The sequence below is a fragment of the Micromonospora sp. NPDC048830 genome, assembly GCF_043198215.1.
Taxonomy (GTDB): domain Bacteria; phylum Actinomycetota; class Actinomycetes; order Mycobacteriales; family Micromonosporaceae; genus Micromonospora.
This window is the reverse complement of sequence record NZ_JBICUP010000019.1, coordinates 21,904-42,787: the sequence shown is the minus strand read 5'-3', so window position 1 is coordinate 42,787 and position 20,884 is coordinate 21,904. Positions and strand designations below refer to the sequence as shown.

The window sequence follows — 20,884 nt, the reverse complement described above, 5'->3', positions numbered from 1 at the left end:
GCCGTTTTCGAGCAGCGGCGCCTGAGGCGGCCCCCTCGTGAAGGAGACTTCTCTCAACCCACGCCATCTCTCAACAGCGTGGAACAGCAAACCACGTAGCGAAAACTCTGCACAGCCTACCTGACGAAATTCTCCGACATGTGACCTGACGGACGCCGGAATTCCGCTGGGTGGGCCGATCCCCACCATGCGAAAGGCCCTTACCCGGCCGTAGCCGGTCAGGGCCCCACACGCGAATTTCCGCGGGTCGGCCGGCCAGGGCCGACAGCTTCCCGCCGGGTCAGTCGGGCCAGCGGCCGGTCAGCTTCCGGACACCGACGGCTCCGCCCCGGTCCACGGCCGCCCGCACCACCGCGAAGATGGCGCCCTGCAGCGCCGCGGCGGCCAGGATCTCGCCCCAGCCGCGGTCCTCGTCGGTCGCGCTCGGCGCCTCGCCGTCCCCGGCGGTCACCTTCCACACCTGCCGGAAGATCACGCCCGCCACGGCGCCGGCGGCCAGCCCGAGCACCACCCCGACCGGCTTGTACGCGACCTTGCCGATGGCCTTGCTCACCTGCGCCTCCCCCGGACGACCAACAGCACGATCATGGTAGCCACCGCGCCGGCCGCGAGTGCCGCCCACGGCGCGGACCCGCCCCACAGGTTCGCCTTCCCGTGGCGCGCCTGGGCGCGGACGGACTCGGCCCGCTGCGCCGCCTGACCGCGCACCCGGGCCAGGGTCTGCGCCGCCTGCCCCCGCATCCGCGCCTTCGCCTGCTCCGTCGAACTCCGCAACCGGGCCTTGACGTCGGCCTTGGCGGCCAGCGCCTCCATCGTCTCGCCCAACTCCACGCGGGTCCGTCGGATCTCCTCCCGCAACGCCTCGGTGTCCCCGGTCCCGTTGCCCGTCATACCCGTCCCCTGTCCTTCACCGCGGCGGTGACGGTGTCCACGTCCGCCCGGACGCTGCGTACCGTCGCCGTCGGAACCGGCGGGACAGCCTGGCTGACCTGCTTCTTCCCGACCAGGGCGAGGATCCCGGCGACGGCGAAGAGCAGCACCGCCACGACCAGCGCGGCCGCCCAACCGGGGATGACCAGCGCCAGCAGCAGGATCGCAGCCGCGACCAGCGCGCCCAGCCCGTACACGGCGAGCCCTCCGGCGCCGCCGAACAGGCCGATCCCGATGCCGGCCCGCTTGCCCTTCTGGGTCAACTCCGCCCGGGCCAGCGCCAACTCGTCCCGGACGAGACGGGAGATCTGCTCCGTGGCCCGCTGCACGAGTTCGGCGGTGGACGGCTCGCTCCCGTTCCGTGACGTGCGGTGGTTCACGACGTCAGCCATGCTGTCCTCCTTTCGTCATCACCGCGCTGTATGCCCGGAGTTCCCGCCCGTCAATCCTGCGCGGGAGCGGCCAGCCGCACTGGCCGCGCCGCGCAGCAGTCCCCCGGAAACCGCCCGTCAAACCCCCTGCCGGCCACACTCACCCGCCAGGTGCAACGCGCAGACGCCGCCGGAGGTCACGTGCCCCCGCCGGACGCCGACGGCCCCCGTCGCCGCCCACGCGGGGCGGTACGGGGGCCGCGGGCCGCGTCCTCAGCGGCGCGCCTCGACGGGCTCCTCCGGGCCGACGAACGTCTCGCTGCGCGCGTCGCCGTCCTCGCTGCCGCCGAAGAGCCGGGCGTCGGGCACGTCGGCCTCGGGCAGCCGACGCGCCGGCCGGCGGGGCGCCACCGACTGCCAGGGCAGGGCGCCCGCGGCGTCGCCGACCTCGGCGCGCATCCGGGGCAGGGCGGTGGGCCGGTGGTCCCGCACCCAGCCGACGAGGTGCTCCCGCACCAGGCAGCGCAGGTCCCACAGGCTGCCCGCGTCCGCCGCGCTGACCAGCGCCCGCACCTTGACCAGGCCGCCGGTCGCGTCGGTCACCTGGAGCACGCAGACCCGCCCGTCCCACAGGTCGCTGCCCTCCACCAGCCGGCGCAACTCCTCCCGCATGGCCTGCACGTCGACCGACCAGTCGACGTCGAACTCGGCCGTGCCGAGCACCGCCGCCTCGGTCCGCGTCCAGTTCTGGAACGGCGTGCTGGTGAAGTACGAGGTGGGCAGGATCAACCGCCGGTCGTCCCAGATCTGGACCACCACGTAGCTGAGCGTCAACTCCTCGATCCGGCCCCACTCCCCCTCGACGACCACCACGTCGTCGAGGCGCACCGCGTCGCTGAAGGCGAGCTGGAGGCCGGCGAGGACGTTGCCGAGCAGGCTCTGCGCGGCCAGCGCCGCCACCACACCGACGACGCCGGCGGAGGTCAGCACGCCGGCCCCCACGCCACGGACGCTGGGAAAGGTCATCAGCATCACGCCGACCGTCAGCACCACGGTCACCGCGATGGTCAGCCGGCGCAGCAGCACCACCTGGGTGCGTACGCGGCGGGCGTGCCGGTTGTCCGGCACGTCGACCCGGAACCGGGCCAGCGCCACGTCCTCGACCACCACCAGCAGCGAGGCGACCAGCCAGGCGACGGCCGTGATGACGGCGAGCACCAGCGCGTGCAGCGCCACCTGCCGCCACCGGGCGTCGGCCGCGTAGCCGGTGCCGAGTCGGACGGCGAACTGCACGGCGAGGACGGTCGCCGCCACCTGGAACGGGCGGTGGGCGTGCTCGGTCAGCTCGGTCATCAGCAGCGATCGCCGCCCGAGCCGCCCGGTCAGCCGGTGCGCCACCGCGACGGCGAAAAGCGCGATCGCCGCCGCGGCGAGCGCGGCGACGACCGTGGTGAAGTAGTTCTGCAAGGTGTCTGTCCCCCTCCAGCCGGGCACGTCGTCGCGGGCAAAAGCCCAATGATGCCCGTCCTAACCCGATACGACCAGGTCACACCCTGCGGTAGCGGGACTGGAGGAAACAGTAGACGCCGAAGGCGGCGATGCCGAGGGCGACGAGGGTGAGCAGCAGCGGGCCGTAGGACTGCTGCTGCAACAGGCGCAGGGCGGCGTCCAGGCCGCGGGCCTTTTCCGGGTCGTACGTCAGCGCCGCCACCACGATCAGCAGGCCGGCGATGCCGTACGCGACGCCCTTGGCGACGTAGCCGGCCGTGCCGAGCCGCCGGGCCAGGGCGCTGGTGCGCGGGGTCATCTCCCCCGTCCTCAGGTGCCGGAGGAACTTCTTCCTCGCCCCGTAGACCACGAGCCCGACGCCGATCGCGGCGAGCACCAGCCCGGCCAGGCCGACCAGCCAGCGCCCGCCGGAGGAGGTCATGAGCCTGCCGGTGAGCGCCTCCTGCTGGTCCGCGCTGGACCCGGCGCCGGAGAAGACCTTCCAGGCGATCCAGGCGAAGTAGAGATAGACCAGCGTGCGCCCGACGGAGGCGAGCCGCTCGGCGACCCGCTCGCGGCCCTGCTCGGGCCGGTGCCCGAGGGCGGCCTCCAGCGCCTGCCACACGGCCATGGCGAGCAGGCCGACGGCGATCGCCGCGCAGAGGAACCGGCCCAGCGGCTCGTCCGCCAGGGTGCGGAGCGCCCCGGACTGGTCGCCGCTGGCGCCGGACGACCGGCCGAACGCGATCTGCAGCGCCAGCCAGGCGAAGAGAAGATGCACGACCCCGTAGCCGATGAAGCCGGCCCGGGCGAGGAGTTCCAGCCACCTGCTGTTCGCGGCCCGCGCGGCGGTGGCCTCGGCATGGGTGAGTGACATGGCGTCACAATCTCCGTTCGCGAAGATTCCCAAACGTCGCCCACCGCCGGCGGGGCGGCCTCAGTTGCTGGGGTTACGCGAGACCCGGATCTTCACCTGGTCCTCGGTGACGCTGTCCAGCGTCACCGCGAAGCCGCCGACCTCGGTGGCCTGCTGGCCCACGGTCAGCGACAGCTGCTCGCCGGCGACCTCGACGGTCACCTGGTCGCCCTGGGCACCGACGAGCTTGGCCTCGACGCCGAGGATCGTGGCGTTCGCCTCGACGCCCCGGTCGAACGTGACCGTGCAGGCGTCCAGGCCGCAGTCGGTGGAGGCGCCCTCGGAGCTGCAACCGGCGAGCAGGGCGACGCCGAGCGCCAGGCCGGCCAGCAGGCCGCCGGCGCGGCGGGTGGGGATGCGCGGGGTGGTGGTACCGGGTCGGTTCGTCACGCGATCAAGCGTACGAGGTGCGAGGTGGACGGGGTTGCTCGCGGAACTGGACCGGCTGGCCCCGGCCGGCGGCACAATGACGGGGTGAGCTTCCTGGTCGAGGACAACTCCGCCCGCAGGCGGTTCGAGATCCTGGTCGACGACGCGCTGGCCGGGTTCGCCGCGTACGTCCCCCGCGGCGACGTCCTCGTGTTCACCCACACCGAGGTCGACCCCCGCTTCCGGGACATGGGCGTGGGCTCGGCGCTGGTGCGGGCCGCCCTCGACCAGGTACGCGAGTGGGGCGGCCGGGTGGTGCCGGAGTGCCCGTTCATGACGGCCTTCATCGAGCGCCACCCGGAGTACGCCGACCTCGTCACGGCCGCCTGACGGGTTGTTCCGGCGGCGGGCCGGCGGCGGCCCGGACGCCCGCGAGCAGTTCGGCGGCGGCCCGGGCGCCGGCCCGGGTGGCGCCGTGCGTGGCGACGTGCACCGCCCCGGTGACCAGGGCCGGCACCCCCAGCTCGACCACCACCGCGTCCGGCCGGGCGGCGAGGGCCCGCCGCACGGCGGCCCGCATCCAGTCGTGCCGGTGCAGGTCGCGGACGACCAGCACCAGCGGTCGCCCGGCCGCTCCCGCCGCCGGATCGGCGGGCGGGTCCGCCGCGCCGACGCGTACGGAGGTGGTGCCGGGGAGCAGGTCCGTGAGGGGGGCGGCCACGCCCCAGGGGGTCTCCGCGCCGATCGCGATGTTGCGCGGGGGCTCGAACTCGACCACGTGCGGGGCGGCGGCCAGCGGCAGTCCCGGGGCGTACGGGCCGGCCGTCACCCGGACCGCCCGGCGGGCCGCGGCCAGCCCGACCGGGGAGCCGTCGGGGTTCCCGGCGGGACGGGTGGGGGCGCCGGCGCGGGCGGCCACCGTCCAGGCGGCGAGCTGGGCGACCCGCTTGGCCGCCTCGGCCAGCCGTTCCTCGGGCAGCTCCCCGGAGAGCACCGCGGCGACGATCGCGGCGCGCAGCTCGTGGGCGGCGTCCTCGCCGGCCCGCTCGCCACCGACGCAGATCGCGTCGGCCCCGGCGGCGAGGGCGCGGACGGCCGCGCCGGCGAAGCCGTACCGGTCGGCGACCGCCCGCATCTCCACCGCGTCCGTGACCACCACGCCCTGGAAGCCCATCTCGTCGCGCAGCAGGCCGCTGAGGATGCGGGGGCTGAGGGTGGCCGGCAGCCCGGGGTCCAGCGCCGGTACGAGCAGGTGCCCGGTCATCACCGCCTGCACCCCGGCCGCCACGGCGGCCCGGAACGGCACCAGCTCGGCGGCGTGGAGCCGCTGGCGGGTGCCGCCGATGCGGGGCAGGTCGTGGTGCGAGTCGACGCGGGTGTCGCCGTGGCCGGGGAAGTGCTTGGCGCAGGCGGCCACCCCGCCGGCCTGCAGACCGGCGACCCAGGCCGCGGTGTGCCGGGCGACCAGGGCCGGGTCGGAGCCGAAGGAGCGTACGCCGATCACGGGGTTGTCCGGGTTGGAGTTGACGTCGGCGTCCGGCGCGTAGTTGAGGGTGACGCCCACGGAGGCCAGCTCCCGGCCCAGGTCGCGGGCGACCTCCGCGGTCAGCTCGGGGTCGTCGATCGCGCCGAGCGCCAGGTTGCCCGGCCGGGAGCTGCCCCGGGCGGACTCGATGCGGGTGACGTCGCCGGCCTCCTCGTCGATGCCGACGACGACGTCCGGCCGCTCGGCGCGCAGCGCGGCGGTCAGCGCGGCGACCTGGTCGAGGTCGACGATGTTGCGGGCGAACAGCACCACCGAGCCGAGCCCCTCACCGAGCCAGCGGCGGACCCACGGCGGTGGGGTGGTGCCCACGAAGCCCGGTTGCAGGACGGCGGCGGCCAGGCTCGCCAGGTTCCCCGTCGGTGCGCTGCTCATGCGGCTGCCGTACCCCCGTCTGTTTCCGTCTCGGATCCCGGCCGCGGGCCGCGGCGGTGCTGCCATGGTCACACCGCGCCACACAATAGTCAATAAACCTTACTGTTACGGGCTGGCGTCGCCGGGGCCCTCGTGGAAGAGTTCCGGCATGTCCCCCTCGACGCTCGCCGACGCCACGAGCGCGGCCGACGTGCCCGGCGTACGCCTGCTCGGCCTGGTCGTCGGCGGCCTGCTCCTGCTCGTCGCCATCCGGGCGATGTTCCGCCGCTGACAGTCGCCGCCTCCCCGTCGGCACGGTCCGGCGGGTTGAGCCCGGCGCGCCGGGGTACGGCCTCGTTGTCCACCCGGTGCGACCGGCACCGCGACACGGCGAGGGGGAACGATGAAGATCGGCTATTTCCTGTCCTGCGAGGAGTACACCCCGGCGGAGCTGCTGGAGCAGGCGCGGAGCGCCGAGCGGGCCGGCTTCGAGGCGCTGTGGATCTCCGACCACTACCACCCGTGGACGGACGCCCAGGGCCAGAGCCCGTTCGTCTGGTCGCTGATCGGGGCGCTGAGCCAGGTCTGCTCGCTGCCGGTCACCACGGCCGTGACGTGCCCGACCATGCGCATCCACCCGGCGGTGGTCGCCCAGGCCGCGGCCACCAGCGCCGTCCTGCACGAGGGCCGCTTCGTCCTCGGCGTCGGCAGCGGCGAGGCGCTCAACGAACACATCCTCGGCGCGGCGTGGCCGCAGGCCGACGTCCGGCTGGAGATGCTGGAGGAAGCCGTCGAGGTGATGCGGAAGCTGTGGCGGGACACGTTCGTCAACCACCACGGCAGGCACTACACCGTCGAAAACGCCCGGATCTACACCCGGCCGGACACCCCGCCGCCGGTCTACGTCTCCGGCTTCGGCCCCAAGTCCGTCGACCTGGCCGCCCGCGTCGGCGACGGGTTCGTCTGCACCATGCCCGACGCCGACCTGGTCCGCCGGTTCCGCGACAACGGCGGCGGCGACAAGCCGTGCCAGGCCGGCTTCAAGGCCGCGTACGCCGACAGCGAGGACGAGGGCGCGCGGATCGCGTACGAGAAGTGGCCCAACGCGGGCGTGCCGGGCGAGCTGTCCCAGGTGCTCCCCTCGCCCCGGCACTTCGAGCAGGCCGGGCAGCTCGTGCAGCCGGAGATGATGAAGAAGTCCTTCGTCTGCGGCAACAGCGCCGACGCGCACCTGGAGATGATCGAGCAGTACGCCAAGGCCGGCTTCGACGAGGTCTACGTGGCCAACACCGGCCCCCACCACCAGGGCCTGTTCGACCTGTACCAGCGCGAGGTGCTCCCCCGGCTGCGCTGACCACCGGCCGGGTGGTGCTGTCATCCCCTGTGGAGCTGCCCCGTTCGTGCTACCGCTTCCGCGGCCGGCCCGGGCCGGCCGCCGCCCGCCGGGGGTGGGGCGATGTCGTGGAGATCCAGACCCCACGCTGCCCCACCTACGCGGGCAACTCCACATGCCGCAGCCCGCCGACCCACTCCTTCGGGCGGTGCGGGCCCGGTCGTGGCACACCCCGACGACCAGCGCGGCCACGCGGGCCGACGTCAACCGCCCGCGCCGCCCGGCGGGCCCGGTTTCGGCGGAGCCGGCCCCGGGTACCTCCGGCCCTCGATGAAGCTGTCCACGCACTCCACGACGCTGCGCCGTGCCGCGCGCAGGCTGTTCGGCTGGACCACGCTGCGGCCCCACCAGCTCGCCGCGATGCGCGCCGTGATGAAGCGCCGCGACGCCCTGGTGGTGCTGCCCACCGGCGCCGGCAAGTCGGCGATCTACCAGATCCCGGCCAGCCTGATCCCCGGCCCGACCGTGGTCGTCTCCCCGCTGCTCGCCCTCCAGCAGGACCAGATCGCGGCGCTCAACGAGCGCCGGCGCCCCGAGCTGCGGGCGGTGCGGATCAGCTCGGACGAGACCCCCGCCCAGCAGGCGGAGGCGGTCGCGGAGGTACGCGCCGGCCGGGCCGAGTTCCTGTTCATCACGCCCGAGCAGCTCGCCAACCCCGAACGGACGGCCGAGGTCCGGTCGCTGCGACCGGGCCTCGTCGCGGTCGACGAGGCGCACTGTATCTCCGCCTGGGGGCACGACTTCCGCCCCGACTACCTGGCGCTCGGCCACCTCGTCGAGGGCATCGGCCGGCCGCCCGTGGTGGCCCTGACGGCCACGGCGTCACCCCCGGTACGCGACGACATCGTCGCCCGGCTGCGACTGCGCGACCCCGAGATCGTGGTCTCCGGGCTGGATCGGCCCAACCTCTTCCTGGAGGTCGCCCACTGCCCCACCGAGGACTACCGCTGGCGACGGCTGATCGCGCTGCTACGCGAGGACCGGCGGCCCGGAATCGTCTACGTGCCGACCCGCCGCGCGGCCGAGGAGCTGGCCGCACGGCTCACCGACACCGGCTTCCCCGCGAAGCACTACCACGGCGGGATGCCCGCTGGAGCGCGCGGCGAGCTGCACGAGGCGTTCCTCGCCGACCGGGTGCCCATCATGGTCGCCACCTCGGCGTTCGGGATGGGCATCGACAAGCCCACCATCGCGTGGGTGGTGCACATGGCGCTGCCCGACTCGCCGGACAGCTACTTCCAGGAGATCGGCCGGGCCGGCCGGGACGGCGAACCGGCCCGGGTGCTGCTGCTCTGGCAGGCCGAGGACGTCGGACTGCGGCGGTTCTTCACCGGCGGGCTGCCCGACGCCACCGAGCTGCGGGACCTCGCCGCCCTGCTGCGCCGCGAGCCGCACACCAAGGGCGAGCTACGGGAGCTGACCGGGCTGGGGCCACGCAGGCTCGGGCAGTACCTGTCGCTGCTGGAGCAGGTGGGCGCGGCCGAGCCGCGGGGTCAGTGCCTGGGGGCGCCGCGGTACTCCCCGAAGCCCGTCGAGGCCGGGCGGGCCGCCCTCGCCGAGGCCGAGCGCCAGCAGGCCGTCACGCGGTCGCGTACGGACATGATGCGCGCCTTCGCCGAGACGACCGGCTGCCGCGGGCAGGCGCTGCTGGCCTACTTCGGCGAGCAGATGACCGAGGTCTGCGGGCACTGCGACAACTGCCTCGCCGGCACCAGCGTCGCCGACGACGGGGCCCGCGGGCCGTTCCCGGTGCACAGCCAGGTGCGGCATCCGGAGTGGGGCGGCGGGCTGGTGCTCAGCTACGAGGACGACCGGATGACGGTGCTCTTCGACGAGGTCGGGTACAAGACCCTGTCGGTGCGCGTGGTGTCGGAACAGGGACTGTTGACCCTGGACTAGCCTGAGCCCGGCCCCGCGCGCCGGGGTCCACAGCAGAGAGCGAGAGGAGCGTTGTCGTGATCGAGCAGCCGGCGTACACCGGGTTCGGTTTCTCCGACGAGGAGTGGGGGCTGCTGGTCGGCCTGCCGCAGTCGGTGCTGACCGCGGCGAGCGCCGCCGAGCACGACGGCGCCCGCCGCACCATGGCCGAGAACGCCGCGGGCCTGGAGACCATCTCCGCCGGCCGGGAGTCGGCCAGCCCGCTCGTGGCCGCCGTCGCCGGCGAGATCGTCGTGCGGGTGGGCGACCCGGAGGCGGGCGAGGAGCTGCCGCTGATCGAGCCGGCCGATCCCCGCGCCGCGATCGAGGACGTGCTGAACCGGGCCGCCGAGGCCGCCCGCCTGCTGGCCGCCAGGGTGGACGAGGGCGAGGCCGGGGCGTACAAGCACTGGCTGGTGGAGATCGCCGAGCACGTCGTGAGCGCGGCGTCCAGCGGGGGCATCCTCGGCCTCGGCGGCGACGTCGTCAGCGACTCGGAGCGGCGCTTCCGCGACCGGCTCGCCCAGGTCCTCAACGACTGAACAGCGGACGCCCAGGCGGCTGCCGCCGGGACGCCCGGGGCGTCCGAGGCGCCCTGGGCCGCTGAGCCGTCCGGGGCGCACTCGGCGTCGGCGGGCGGCACGGTGCGGGCAGGGCGTCGGTCATCTCCCGAGTTCGCGGGGTCCCCTACGTCGAGAATGAGGGACTCAAGAGGAGGCCGGTGATGAGCACGTTGCGGGTCGAGACGATGGACACGACCCTGCTGCCGCCGCCGGAGCGGTGGCCGTTCTGGGTGGACGTGAGCGCCCGGGTCTCCGCGCCCATCGCCATCACCAGCGACCACGCCGCGGACTTCCAGGGCCGGGCCCGGCTCGTCGCGCTCGGCGGCGGGGTCGCCCTCACCCGGTTCCGCTACCAGTCCCTGGCCGGGCGGCGGACGCACCGGCTGATCCGGCAGGCCGACCCCGAGGTCTACCAGGTGGCCCTGCCCCTGTCCGGAGCCAGCGCGATCAGCGCCCGCCGGCGGGACACGATGTTGGGCAGCGGGGACTTCACCCTGGTCACCCAGGTACGGGACTTCATCGACCGGCACCTCGGCGACCCCGACCTGTCACCCCAGGCCGTCGCCGACGCCCACCACGTCGCCCTGCGTACCCTGCACCGCCTCTTCGCCGACGAGGAGGAGACGGTCGCCGGCACGATCCGCCGCCGCCTCGAACGCTGCCGCCGCGACCTGACCGACCCGCTGCTGGCCGACCGGCCCGTCCAGGCCATCGCCGCCCGCTGGGGCTTCCGGGACAAGGCCCACTTCAGCCGCGCGTTCCGCGCCGCGTACGGGACGAGCCCGCGGGCGTACCGGGAGGGACGGCGTGCCGGCACGGGCCCGGCGCCATCGGAGTAGCCTCCCCGGACCGGCCCGTTCCACACCCCCGACCGGTCCGGCTGGCCAGGCCCCCGACCCGGAGGAAGAACGCATGTTGCAGCGACACACCGTCGACACGACGGTGGTGGCACCGGCCGACCGGTTCGGGATGTGGCTGGACCTGATCGCCCGGACGTCCGCTCCGCTGCGGATCCACAGTGACCACACCGCGGACTTCGCCGCCCGCGCGGACCTCATCGAGCTGGGGCCGATCCAGCTCATCAGCTACCGCTACCCGTCGCTGCACGCGGTCCGGACCCGCAAGCTGATCCGCTGCTCCGACCCGGAGGTCTACTCGCTCGCCCTGACCACCGCCGGCCGCAGCGGGATCAGCCAGCACGGGCGCAGCAGCGGGTTCGACACCGCCGACTTCACCTTCTACGACTGCTCCCAGCCCCACGAGGTCTCGCACGTGAGCCGGGACGCCGGCCGGGAAGCGGCCACCACCGTCGCGGCGCTCATCCCGCACGCCGCGCTGCCGCTGCCGGTGGACCGGCTCGCGCCCCTGTTCGCCGGCCGGCTCTCCGGCTCCGCGGGGCTGGGGGCGCTCCTCGCGGACTACCTGGTCCGGATCACCCGGCACCCCGAGCAGTACCACGCCGCCGACGCCGACCGGCTCGGCACCGTCGGGCTGGACCTGATCTCCACGATGCTCGGCCGGTACCTCGTCTCCGAGGACGAGGTGCCGGCGGAGGTCCGGCGCCGGGCGCTGCTCACCCGGATCCGGGCGTTCGTCCGGGAGAACCTGGACGACCCCGCGCTCGACCCCCGGACGATCGCCGACGCCCACCACGTCTCGGTCCGGTCGCTGCACCGCCTCTTCGAGGCCGAAGAGACCACGGTCGCCGAGTACGTGCGGACCAGCCGGCTGGAGCGGTGCCGGCGGGACCTGGCCGACCCGATGCTGCGCGACCGGCCGGTCCAGGTGCTCGCCCTGCGCTGGGGCTTCCGGGACAAGGCCCACTTCAGCCGCGCGTTCCGGGCCGCGTACGGCACCACGCCGCAGGCGTACCGCAGGGAACAGGCACGGATCGTCAACGAGCAGGCGTCCACGGTCAACTCGGACGGCGGGAAGCCCCCACATACTGGGGACGGGCCGGTCACCGGGTAGCACCGGTGGGACGGCCCACAGGTAACGGGGGGCCGTGGCGAGGCGCCCGCGACCGGTAGCGTCGCGGGCGGCCGCCCGGTGCCGTGGCCCGTGCCCGCGACGTCGGCGCGGGACGGTCACGCCCTCCCCGCGTGGGCGGTCACCGCCTCGCCCCGGCTCCGGCCCCGTCGCGTCCCCCAGGACCGGCGGCGGGGCCGGTCACAACTCCTCCAGCAGCTTCAGCACGCTCCGCTCGGCCTCCTCGCGCGGCGTCCGGGACCGCACCGGCGCCACCATTCCGTCGTGGAACAGGTCGACCACCCGGGGGTCCACGTAGGAGGTCCGCGCGACGGTCGGGGTGTTGCCGAGCAGCTCCGCCACCTCCCGCATCACCGCGGCCACGGCTCTCCTCCGGGCGGTCGCCGAACGGGCCGGGCCGGCGGCGGCCAGCTCGGTCGCGGCCAGGACGGTGGCGTGCCAGGTACGGAAGTCCTTCGCCGTCATCTCGCCACCGCTGGCGTCGCGCAGGTACTCGTTGACCTCGTCGCTGCGCACGTCCCGCCAGTCCCGCCCGTCCCAGTAGCCGAACAGCCGCTCCGCCCGGCGCCGCCGCCGGCGCAGGTCGAGCAGGACCTGGCACAGCTCCGGGTCCTCGATCCGCCGAACCTGCTCCACCCCGCCCTTGGCGGGGAACTCGAAGACCACGCAGCCGCCCCGGCTGCGGGCGTGCTCCGGGCGCAGGGTGGCCACGCCGAAGGTGGCGTCGTCGCCGACGGCGTACTGGTCGCTGCCGACGCGGAACATGCCCATGTCGAGCAGCCGGGTCACCGTGGCGAGCACCCGGTCCCGGTTCAGTCCCCGGCCCGCCAGGTCGCGGGCCACCCGCTCGCGCAGCACGGGAAGGCGGTGGGCCACCTCCAGCACGTGGTCGAACTTCGCCTCGTCGCGCCTGCGCCGCCACTCCGGGTGGTAGAGGTACTGCTTGCGGCCCGCGGCGTCGATCCCGGTCGCCTGGATGTGCCCGTTGTGGTGGGGGCAGATCCACACGTCCCGCCACGCGGGCGGGATCACCAGGTCCCGCAGCCGGGCCAGCTCGTCCGGGTCGCGGACGGGCGCGCCGTCGGGGCCGAGGAAGATCCAGCCCCTGCCGCGGCGGCGGCGGCCGTACCCCGCCCTGCCCGGATCGCTACGCCGTAACCGCACCGGAGATCCGCACCGCCCGTTCCGCCTCGTCCACCGCGGCCAGCACCTCGTCCAGCCCGACGGCCGCCAACACCGGCTCGGTCCTACCCCCGTCGCGCCCCGGCCAATCCCCCGCCGAGCTGCGCTCCCGGCCGAGGTCGGGGGCCGGGTGCCCGCGGTCGCCGGCCCAGAGCACCCGGTGCCGGGGGCGGTCGGCCGGCGGGCCCCACCGCGCCGGCGGCACCGGGCCGAAGAGCACCACGGACGGCGTGCCGTACGCGGTGGCGAGGTGGGCGATCCCCGTGTCGTTGCTGACCACCAGCCGGGCGTACGCCACGAGGGCGGCCAGGTCCCCGAGGTCGGTGCGGCCGGCGAGCACCGCCTCCGGCGCGAGCCCGCCGTGGTCCGCGACCCACCCCGCCAGCTCCCGCTCCTCCGCCGATCCGGTGACCACCACCCGGTGCCCGCGCCCGGTCAGCCGGCGGGCCAGCGCCGCGTACCGCTCGGCCGGCCAGCGCTTGGCCGTCAGCTTGGTGCCCGGGTGCAGCACGGTCACCCCGGTCGGCGCGGGGCCCGGCGCGGGGCGGCGCAGGGCCAGGTCGTTGCGGTCGGCGGGGACGCCGTACCAGGCGAGCAGGCGGACCCAGCGGTCGACCTCGTGCTCGTCGTCGCGCCACCGCGGCCCGTCGACGTGGCCGGCGTCCGGGTTGGCGAAGGCGAGCAGCCGCCCGGGGCAGGTGGCCGCGAGCACCCGGTGCGAGCGCGGGCCGCGCCCGTGGAGGTTGACGGCGAGGTCGGGGGGCGGGCCGGCCCAGGGCAGCGGGCCGAGGCCGGAGACCGGGACGAGGAGGTCGACGCCACCCACCAGCGCGACCAGGGGGCCCAGCCACCGGGGGGCGACGAGGGCGAGCTCGCTGTCGGGCGCCGTGGCGCGCAGGGCGCGCAGCGCGGGGACCGCGGTGGCGAGGTCCCCGACGCCGAGGGCGCGCAGCACGAGGATCACGGGTACGAGGTCTCCCGCTCGGCGCAGACGACCAGCTCGCGTACGGCGCAGCCGGCCGGCTGGGACAGCGCGAACATGACGGCGGCGGCGGTGTCGGCGGGGTTGTTGAGCACGGCGTCGGGCCCGGGCCGGTACTGCGGGTCGCGGTCGTCGAAGAAGGCGGTGCGCATGCCGCCGGGGACGAGCAGGGTGACGCCGACGCTCCCGGCGAGCTCGGCGGCCAGCGCCCGGGTGAAGCCGACGACGCCAAACTTGGCGGCGCAGTACGCCGTGGCGTCGCTGACGGCCTTGACGCCCAGCGTCGAGGCGATCGTGACGATGGTGCCCCGGGAGGCCTCCAGCCACGGCAGGGCCGCCCGGATCACCGCGGCGGTGGCGAGCAGGTCGACCGCGACGACCCGCTCCCACGTCTCGGCGGGGACGTCGGCGAGCCGGCCGGGGACGTCGATGCCGGCGGCGGTCACCACGGCGTCCAGCCCGCCGGAGCGTTCGGCCAGCTCGCGGGTCGCCGCCTCGGCGGATCGGGTGTCGGCCAGGTCGCACTCCACCCACGGCACCCCGTCGGCCGGGGCGTGCCGGTCCAGCACCAGGGGCCGCCCGCCGGCCCGGGCCACGGCCGTCACCACCGCCGCCCCCAGCCCGCTGGACCCGCCGGTGACCAGGACGGTCGACCCCGCCCCGGGGAGATCGCCCGTCATCGCGCCCCCTCCGCCGTCGCGCGGTCCACGCCCGCCCCGGGCCCTCGGCCGCCGGCCCCGCCGCCGCGGGCGGCGGCGATCATGTCGGTGGTCGAGCGCCCGTTCAGGTACGGCACCACGACCGTGTGCCCGCCCCAGCGGCGCAGCAGCTCCGCCTCGGGCAGCGCCGGCTCGCCGCCGGTGGCGTAGTCGCCGCCCTTGACCCAGATGTCCGGCCGCAGCCAGGTCAGCGCCGCCTCCGGGGTGGCCTCGTCGAAGATGACCACCGCGTCGACGCAGCTCAGCGCCGCCAGCAACCGCCCGCGGTCGCCGTGCGGCACCACCGGCCGGTCCGGCCCCTTCAGCCCGGCCACGCTCGCGTCGGAGTTCAGGCAGACGACCAGGCAGTCGCCGAGCTGGCGGGCCGCCTCCAGGGTGGCGACGTGGCCGGCGTGCAGCAGGTCGAAGCAGCCGCCGGTGGCGACCACGGTGCCGCCGGCGGCGCGCACCTCGGCGACGACCGCCGCGGCGGCCCCCACCCCGATCCGCTCGCCGCCGGGCCGGGACACCGCCACGGGGGCCGTCCGGACGGGCGGCGGCAGGGCGGCGGCCACGCCCCCGGCCGCCACGTACGCCGACGCCTCCTCGACCGCCGCCTGCACCGCCTCGGAGACCAGCGCCCCCCGGGACAGCGCGATGCTGGCCGTGGCCGCGAACCGGTCCCCCGCGCCACAGGTGTCGCCCTCGGCGCTGGCCGGCGCGGGCACCACCAGCGGGGTCGAGCCGGCGTGGCAGAGCAGCGCCCCGTCGCCGCCCAGCGTCACCGCGACCGCCCCGGCCTGCCAGCGCCGGCGCAGTCCCTGCGCGCCCCGCGACGCGGTGGCCAGCCGGGACACCCCCGGCGCGGTCTTCGCCAGCTCGCGCACCTCCGACTCGTTCGGCGTCGCCAGGTGTACGCCGGGCACCGCGGCCGGGCCGCGCGGGTGCGGATCCCACACCACCGGGGCGCGGGTCGCGGCGAGCGCCGCCCGCAGCGCCGGCTGCCGGGCCACCCCCCGCCCGTAGTCGCTGACCAGCACCGCGGACGCGCCGGCCAGCAGCCGCAGCACGGCGTCGCCGGGCTCCCCGGGCTCCCCGGGCGGCCCGCCCCGGTCGTGCCGCAGCAGCACCCGACCCCGGGCGCGCAGCCGGATCTTCTCCGGGGTGGCGCCGCGCAGCGGCAGCGGGTACACCCGCACCCCGGCGGCGGCGAGCAGCGTGCTCAGCCGGGCGGCGCCCTCGTCGTCCGCGAGCGCCGTCACCAGGGCCACCTCGACGCCCTGCGCGGCGGCGAAGACCGCCGCCAGGCCCGCCCCGCCGGGCCGGTCGACGGCCGCGGACTCGTCGAGGACCGGCACCGGTGAGTCCGGACAGAGCCGGTTCACCAGCCCCTCCACGTCCCGGTCGAGCAGGATGTCGCCGACCACCACCACCGGTCCCGTCATGCTCGCCTCCCCCGTCCGGTCTCGACCTGGGCGTCGCCGTCGCCGTCCAGCACCACCTCGACGCCGGCGCGCACCGGCTCCGCCCCGTCGGGGACCGGCGGCCCCGCCGGCACGGCCGGCTCGGGGCCGGCGGGGGTCGACGTCCCGGGCCGGCCCGCCGCCCGGCCGGGCCGCGTGGCGGTCGTCCGACCCGCGGCCGCGAGCGCCGCGGGCAGCACCCGGTCGACGTACTCGCAGAGCACATGGGCGGAGACCAGGTGCAGTTCCTGGACCACCTGGCTGTCCGGCGAGGCGATGGCCAGCGCGTCGTGGCAGGCGTCGGCGAGGGGGTTCGGGGCGGGTCCGGTGAACGCCCAGCAGCGCAGGCCGGCCTCCCGTCCGGCGCGGGCGGCGGCGAGCAGGTTCGCGCTGACGCCGCTGGTGGACAGCAGCAGGAGGATGTCCTCGGGCCGGCCGTGGGCGCGTACCTGCCGGGCGAAGACCTCGTCGTAGCCGTAGTCGTTGCCGATCGCGGTGAGGGCGGACGTCTCGGCGTGCAGCGCGATGGCCGACAGCGGCTGCCGCTCGTCGCGGAGCCGCCCGACGAGTTCGGCGGTCAGGTGCTGCGCCTCGGCGGCGCTGCCGCCGTTGCCGGCCACCAGCAGCCGACCCCCGGCCGCCAGCCGATGCGCCAGCTCGCCACCCCAGCGGGCCAGCAGCTCCTCGCAGCGCCGGTACGGCAGCAGCGCCGCCGCGAGGCTCGCCAGGTGGGCGTCGAGCACCGACGGGGCGGCCCGGTCGGGGCCGGCCGGCGCGGCGGCCATCAGGCGACCACCCCGGTGGCCGGGCGCACCGCCACCTCGTCGTACAACCCGGCCAGCCGCTCCGCCGTGGTGGCCCAGGAGTAGCCGCGCCGGGCCCGGTCGCGGGCCGCCGTGGCGTACGCGAAACGGCGGACGCGGTCGTCGAGCAGGCTCCGGAGCGCGGCGCCCAGGGCCTGCGGGTCCCGGGGCGGCACGAGGTCCCCGGTCACCCCGTCCAGCACCGTGTCGATCAGCCCGCCGACGGCGGTGCCGACCACCGGCACGCCGCAGGCCATCGCCTCCAGGGGGGTCAGCCCGAACGGCTCGTACCAGGGGGCGGCGACCAGCACGTCGGCCGAGCGGTACCAGCGGCCCATCTCCTCCCGGGGCACCGCGCCGACCAGCGTCACCCGGTCGGCGACCCCGCACGAGGCGGCGAGAGCCCGCAGCCGGCGGGCGTGCGGGTCGGTCTCCAGCAGGCCCTCGGGCGGGCCGCCGACGATCACGCACTCGGCGTCGGGCACCAGCGGCATGGCCCGTACGACGTCGGCGAAGCCCTTGCGCTCGACCAGCCGGCCGACGGTGAGGATGCGCGCCCGGCCGGGGGCGCGCTCGGCGGCGGGACCCAGCGGCGCGAACGTGGCCAGGTTCACCCCGGACGGCACGACGGTCATCCGGGACCGGGGCACGCCCATCCGGACCAGCTCGCCGACCTCGTCCTGGCACTGGGCGACGACCCGGTCCACGGACCGGCCCAGCTGGAGCTCGTAGCCGATGCGGCGGGCCGGGCTGGTGTCCTGCACGCCCTGGTGGCGCCGCTTCACCGTGCCCAGCGCGTGGTACGTCTGCACCACCGGCACCCCGGTGCGCCGGCCGGCGGCGAGCGCGGCCAGGCCGCTCATCCAGAAGTGCGCGTGGATCACCTCGGGCAGCCAGTCCCCGGCGCGCCACCGGTCGACCAGCCACCGGCCGAACGCCCGCATGTGCGGCAGCAGCGCGTCCTTCGCGACCGGCTCGGCCGGCCCGGCGGGCACGTGCACGACGTCGTACCCGTCGGGGCTGCGGACCGTCACCGGCAGGTCCACGGCGTCGCGGCGGGTGTAGACCCGCACGTCGTGCCCGGCGGCGACCAGCGCGGCGGAGAGCTCCGCGACATGCGTGTTCTGGCCGCCGGCGTCCTCGCCGCCGAGGACGGCGAGCGGGCTGGCGTGCTCCGAGATCATCGCGATCCGCATGTTTCCTCCTCCAGCAGCCGGTCCCAGTCAGCGAGGAAGCGGTTCAGGCCGTAGCGGTCCCGGGTCGCCCGCCGCGCCGCCGCGCCCGCCCGGGCGGCGGACGCCGGATCGTCGACGAACCGCCGGGCGGTCTCCAGCAGCGTGTCGATCCGGGTGGAGAGCGCGCCGGCCTCCGGCGGGACGGCGGCCACGGCCTCGGTGCTGGCCAGCGCGACCACCGGCATGCCCATGGTCATCGCCTCGACGAGGCTGAGCCCCAGCGAGGTCCACCGGCACAGGTGCAGGTACGCCCGCCGCCGGGCCAGCTCGGCGTGCATCCGCTCCTGCGGCACGTCGTCGTGCTCGGCCAGCCGGTCGGCCGGCAGCCCCAGCCGCCGCGCGAGGCCGGCGACGCCCATGCCGAAGACGTCCAGCGGGGCGACGGCGGCGAACCGGGGCAGCAGGTCCGTGCCGGTGACCCGCCACCGGCGTACCGGCTCGTTGATCACCACGGCGAGGCGCTCCAGCTCGCCGGTCCACTCCGCGTCCGGGGCGACGACGCCGTGCTCGACGACGGCGGTGCGGGTGGCGCCGTTGTCCCAGAACAGCTCGTTGAAGTGGGTCACGTGGGTCAGCAGGAGGTCGTCCCGGTCGGCCATCGGGTGGCGGGTGTTCGGCACGTCGCCCTTGGGCGTGTTGTGCTCCACGTACACCGCCGGGACGTCCCGGCCGACCCGCCGGCCCAGCCACTCGCACGCCAGGTCGAACTCCTCGGGCCGCTGGAGGACGACGACGTCCACCTCGGCGCGGCGCAGCTCGGCGGGGGCGACCTCGACGGCGCTGCCGGGCCACCGGTAGGTGCGGGCCCGGCCGAGCCCGTAGGGGCCCCGGTCCGGGGTGACCGGCACCAGGTACCGGTGCCGGCCGTGCACGAAGGACGTGGTCCACGACCCGTGCACGTGCCACACCAGGACGTTCATCGGCCGCTCCCGCGGCCGCCGGCCGGCACGGCCGACCCGCCGGCGTGCGGCCGGACGACGCCGTACGGCCCGGCGTCGGGGGCGTCGGGCCGTACGGCGGGCACGCCGAGCAGGCGTACCGCGTCGAGGACCGCGCCCGGGTCGAGGCCGGCCAGGCAGGGATGTCCGGGAACCGGGCAGGCGACGGCGCGGGTGTCCCGGCACGGCGCGTCGGCGTCGCCGAGCCGGACGGTGGGCACCCGGTAGGGCCCCCACTGTCCGAACGGGACGGTGGGGGCGAAGAGGCTGACCACCGGCACGTCGAGCGCGGCGGCCAGGTGGGCCGGGCCGGTGTTGCCGACCACCAGCGCCCCCGCGCGGGCGACGATGCCGGCCAGCTCCGTCAGGCCGGTGTGCCCGCCGAGGTCGAGACCCCCGGCGGCGGCCACCCGGGCGGTCAGCCCGCGCTCGGCCGGCCCGCCGGTGACCACCACCCGGTACCCGGCCTCGGCGAGCACCCGGACGATCCCGGCGGCCACCTCGGGCGGGCAGGCCCGCGCCGAGGCCGACGAGCCGGGGTGCACGACGACGTACCCGGGCCGGTCGAGCCCGGGCGGCGGCGGGGGCACCGCGTCCGGGCGCAGCCGCAGCCGGGGCTGGTCGTGGGCGGGCAGGGCGTACCCGGCGGCGGCGGCCAGGGACAGGGCCCGCTCGGGCTCCGGCACGCCCACCGGTACGCGGTGCCGCACGTCCAGCAGGCTGCCCGGGAAGTCGTCGCTGATGGCGCTGACCCGGCGCAGTCCGGCCATCCGCAGCAGCAGCGCCAGCGGCAGCGGCGACTGGTGGAAGCTGGTGAACACCACCGCCTCGTCCGCGCCCGTGGCCGCCAGCCGGTCCACCAGGCGGCGGGTGCGCTCCGGGTCGACCGGTCCCGCGTCCGGGTCGATCCACTCCAGGGGCCACTCGACGATCTCGTCGACTCCCGGGAGCAGGTCGGCGGCGGCCCGCCCGCGCGGCCCGCACAGCAGCACCACCCGCTCGGCGTGCGCCGCCACCGCCCGGATGCCCGGCCCGGTCACCAGCACGTCCCCCGCCGAGTCGCTGCGCACCACCAGCACGGTGCCGGCCGTACGGGGCGCGGCCGGCACGACGGCGCGCTGCCGGCGCAGGATCTCGTCGACGGCGGCGGTGAGGGTGGCGGCGGTACCCGGGGCGGCGGCCACCTCCTCGCCGCGGGTCACCGGGGTGGGCACCAGGATGCCGCTCGCCCCGGCGGCCAGCGCCGCCGTCATGTCCCGGCCGATGTCCCCCACCATGACGCACCGGGCGGCGGTGGTGCCCAGCCTGGCCGCGGCGGCGTGCAGCAGGCCCGGCGCGGGCTTGCGACAGCGGCATCCGGCCTCGTCGTCGTGCGGGCACACCAGCCACGCGTCGAACGGTCCGAGCAGCTCCTCCACCCGGGCGTGCACCCGCGCCATCTGCGCGGCCGTGAAGTACCCCCGGGCCAGGCCGGACTGGTTCGTCACCACGGCCAACCGCAGGCCGGCCGCCCGCAGCCGGTCCAGCGCCGCCCGCGCCCCCGGCACGGGGCGCACCTTCTCCGGGTCGCCGTTGTACGGGACGTCCTCGATCAGCGTCCCGTCGCGGTCCAGCAGCACCGCGTCGAACAGGACGCCACCGGAGCGGCCAGAACCCGGGTCCACCCGGGCTGACCTGCGCTGATCCGGCTCCATCTGGTCCCGTCGCACGGGCCGCGGGTTCCCGGCGCCCCGGGGAGTAAACACGGCGA

Annotated in this window: 22 protein-coding genes; 7 read left to right on the top strand and 15 right to left on the bottom strand. The window is 76.1% G+C overall.

The genetic code is table 11. From position 1 onward, the window contains the following. Positions 1–280 precede the first annotated feature (280 nt). The 6 genes from ACGFIZ_RS17815 to ACGFIZ_RS17790 form a co-directional block, all read right to left on the bottom strand. Positions 281–553, bottom strand: a complete 273-nt coding sequence (locus ACGFIZ_RS17815) for a DUF4235 domain-containing protein (protein WP_347669182.1) — start codon at positions 551–553, stop codon at positions 281–283. Continuing rightward, positions 550–891 carry a DUF3618 domain-containing protein gene (locus ACGFIZ_RS17810; RefSeq protein WP_347669183.1) on the bottom strand — a complete coding sequence of 114 codons (342 nt, stop codon included), beginning with the start codon at positions 889–891 and terminating at the stop codon, positions 550–552. Before ACGFIZ_RS17810 ends, ACGFIZ_RS17815 begins: the two co-directional genes overlap by 4 nt. Beyond that, the gene (locus ACGFIZ_RS17805; RefSeq protein WP_347669184.1) at positions 888–1,322 is read right to left on the bottom strand and encodes a phage holin family protein; all 435 of its coding nucleotides are present in this window, start codon (positions 1,320–1,322) and stop codon (positions 888–890) included. Before ACGFIZ_RS17805 ends, ACGFIZ_RS17810 begins: the two co-directional genes overlap by 4 nt. Positions 1,323–1,574: 252 nt before the next feature. Beyond that, the gene (locus ACGFIZ_RS17800) at positions 1,575–2,768 is read right to left on the bottom strand and encodes a mechanosensitive ion channel family protein (protein ID WP_393420481.1); all 1,194 of its coding nucleotides are present in this window, start codon (positions 2,766–2,768) and stop codon (positions 1,575–1,577) included. A 79-nt stretch (positions 2,769–2,847) separates the two neighbouring features. Next, complete coding sequence (locus ACGFIZ_RS17795; protein WP_393420479.1) at positions 2,848–3,666, bottom strand: DUF1206 domain-containing protein; 819 nt, start codon at positions 3,664–3,666, stop codon at positions 2,848–2,850. Positions 3,667–3,726: 60 nt separating this feature from the next. Next, positions 3,727–4,095 carry a hypothetical protein gene (locus ACGFIZ_RS17790; protein WP_393420477.1) on the bottom strand — a complete coding sequence of 123 codons (369 nt, stop codon included), beginning with the start codon at positions 4,093–4,095 and terminating at the stop codon, positions 3,727–3,729. Between the two features lie 84 nt (positions 4,096–4,179). Here ACGFIZ_RS17790 and ACGFIZ_RS17785 point away from each other — a divergent pair, with 84 nt between their 5' ends. Further along, complete coding sequence (locus ACGFIZ_RS17785) at positions 4,180–4,464, top strand: GNAT family N-acetyltransferase (protein ID WP_393420475.1); 285 nt, start codon at positions 4,180–4,182, stop codon at positions 4,462–4,464. Here the strand turns inward: ACGFIZ_RS17785 and ACGFIZ_RS17780 are convergent. Next, a complete protein-coding gene (locus tag ACGFIZ_RS17780; RefSeq protein ID WP_393420474.1) occupies positions 4,451–5,992 on the bottom strand; it encodes a glycoside hydrolase family 3 protein in 1,542 nt (513 codons plus the stop codon). The two genes, ACGFIZ_RS17785 and ACGFIZ_RS17780, sit on opposite strands and share 14 nt — an antisense overlap. A gap of 148 nt (positions 5,993–6,140) precedes the next feature. Between ACGFIZ_RS17780 and ACGFIZ_RS17775 the strand changes: the two genes are divergently transcribed. The 6 genes from ACGFIZ_RS17775 (at position 6,141) to ACGFIZ_RS17750 (ending at position 11,815) form a co-directional block, all read left to right on the top strand. Then, a complete protein-coding gene (locus ACGFIZ_RS17775; protein ID WP_393420472.1) occupies positions 6,141–6,263 on the top strand; it encodes a hypothetical protein in 123 nt (40 codons plus the stop codon). Positions 6,264–6,374: 111 nt separating this feature from the next. After that, a complete protein-coding gene (locus ACGFIZ_RS17770; RefSeq protein WP_393420470.1) occupies positions 6,375–7,325 on the top strand; it encodes a TIGR03557 family F420-dependent LLM class oxidoreductase in 951 nt (316 codons plus the stop codon). Positions 7,326–7,634: 309 nt separating this feature from the next. Beyond that, entirely contained in the window at positions 7,635–9,263 is a 1,629-nt protein-coding gene (locus tag ACGFIZ_RS17765) for a RecQ family ATP-dependent DNA helicase (RefSeq protein ID WP_393420468.1), read from the top strand. A gap of 56 nt (positions 9,264–9,319) precedes the next feature. Next, entirely contained in the window at positions 9,320–9,823 is a 504-nt protein-coding gene (locus ACGFIZ_RS17760; RefSeq protein ID WP_393420466.1) for a hypothetical protein, read from the top strand. 182 nt (positions 9,824–10,005) lie between these two features. Beyond that, positions 10,006–10,683 carry a helix-turn-helix domain-containing protein gene (locus ACGFIZ_RS17755; protein WP_393420464.1) on the top strand — a complete coding sequence of 226 codons (678 nt, stop codon included), beginning with the start codon at positions 10,006–10,008 and terminating at the stop codon, positions 10,681–10,683. 73 nt (positions 10,684–10,756) lie between these two features. Then, entirely contained in the window at positions 10,757–11,815 is a 1,059-nt protein-coding gene (locus tag ACGFIZ_RS17750) for a helix-turn-helix domain-containing protein (RefSeq protein ID WP_393420462.1), read from the top strand. 198 nt (positions 11,816–12,013) lie between these two features. Here the strand turns inward: ACGFIZ_RS17750 and ACGFIZ_RS17745 are convergent, their stop codons facing one another. Genes ACGFIZ_RS17745 through ACGFIZ_RS17710 form a run of 8 tightly spaced genes read right to left on the bottom strand, consistent with a single transcriptional unit; the run spans position 12,014 to position 20,828 of the window. Next, on the bottom strand, positions 12,014–12,997 hold the full coding sequence (locus tag ACGFIZ_RS17745) for a DNA topoisomerase IB (RefSeq protein ID WP_393420460.1): 984 nt from the start codon (positions 12,995–12,997) through the stop codon (positions 12,014–12,016). Beyond that, complete coding sequence (locus ACGFIZ_RS17740; protein WP_393420458.1) at positions 12,981–13,979, bottom strand: glycosyltransferase family 9 protein; 999 nt, start codon at positions 13,977–13,979, stop codon at positions 12,981–12,983. Before ACGFIZ_RS17740 ends, ACGFIZ_RS17745 begins: the two co-directional genes overlap by 17 nt. Continuing rightward, the gene (locus ACGFIZ_RS17735; RefSeq protein ID WP_393420456.1) at positions 13,976–14,677 is read right to left on the bottom strand and encodes an SDR family oxidoreductase; all 702 of its coding nucleotides are present in this window, start codon (positions 14,675–14,677) and stop codon (positions 13,976–13,978) included. Before ACGFIZ_RS17735 ends, ACGFIZ_RS17740 begins: the two co-directional genes overlap by 4 nt. Beyond that, positions 14,674–16,140, bottom strand: coding sequence for a PfkB family carbohydrate kinase (locus tag ACGFIZ_RS17730; protein WP_393420454.1), 1,467 nt, complete (start codon positions 16,138–16,140; stop codon positions 14,674–14,676). Before ACGFIZ_RS17730 ends, ACGFIZ_RS17735 begins: the two co-directional genes overlap by 4 nt. Then, a complete protein-coding gene (locus ACGFIZ_RS17725; protein ID WP_347669204.1) occupies positions 16,137–16,943 on the bottom strand; it encodes an SIS domain-containing protein in 807 nt (268 codons plus the stop codon). The genes ACGFIZ_RS17730 and ACGFIZ_RS17725 overlap by 4 nt, the downstream gene beginning before the upstream one ends. After that, positions 16,943–18,157, bottom strand: coding sequence for a glycosyltransferase (locus tag ACGFIZ_RS17720; RefSeq protein WP_393420452.1), 1,215 nt, complete (start codon positions 18,155–18,157; stop codon positions 16,943–16,945). Before ACGFIZ_RS17720 ends, ACGFIZ_RS17725 begins: the two co-directional genes overlap by 1 nt. Beyond that, entirely contained in the window at positions 18,142–19,116 is a 975-nt protein-coding gene (locus ACGFIZ_RS17715; protein ID WP_393420450.1) for a glycosyltransferase, read from the bottom strand. The genes ACGFIZ_RS17720 and ACGFIZ_RS17715 overlap by 16 nt, the downstream gene beginning before the upstream one ends. Beyond that, complete coding sequence (locus tag ACGFIZ_RS17710; RefSeq protein WP_393420593.1) at positions 19,113–20,828, bottom strand: HAD-IIIA family hydrolase; 1,716 nt, start codon at positions 20,826–20,828, stop codon at positions 19,113–19,115. Before ACGFIZ_RS17710 ends, ACGFIZ_RS17715 begins: the two co-directional genes overlap by 4 nt. Positions 20,829–20,884 lie beyond the last annotated feature (56 nt).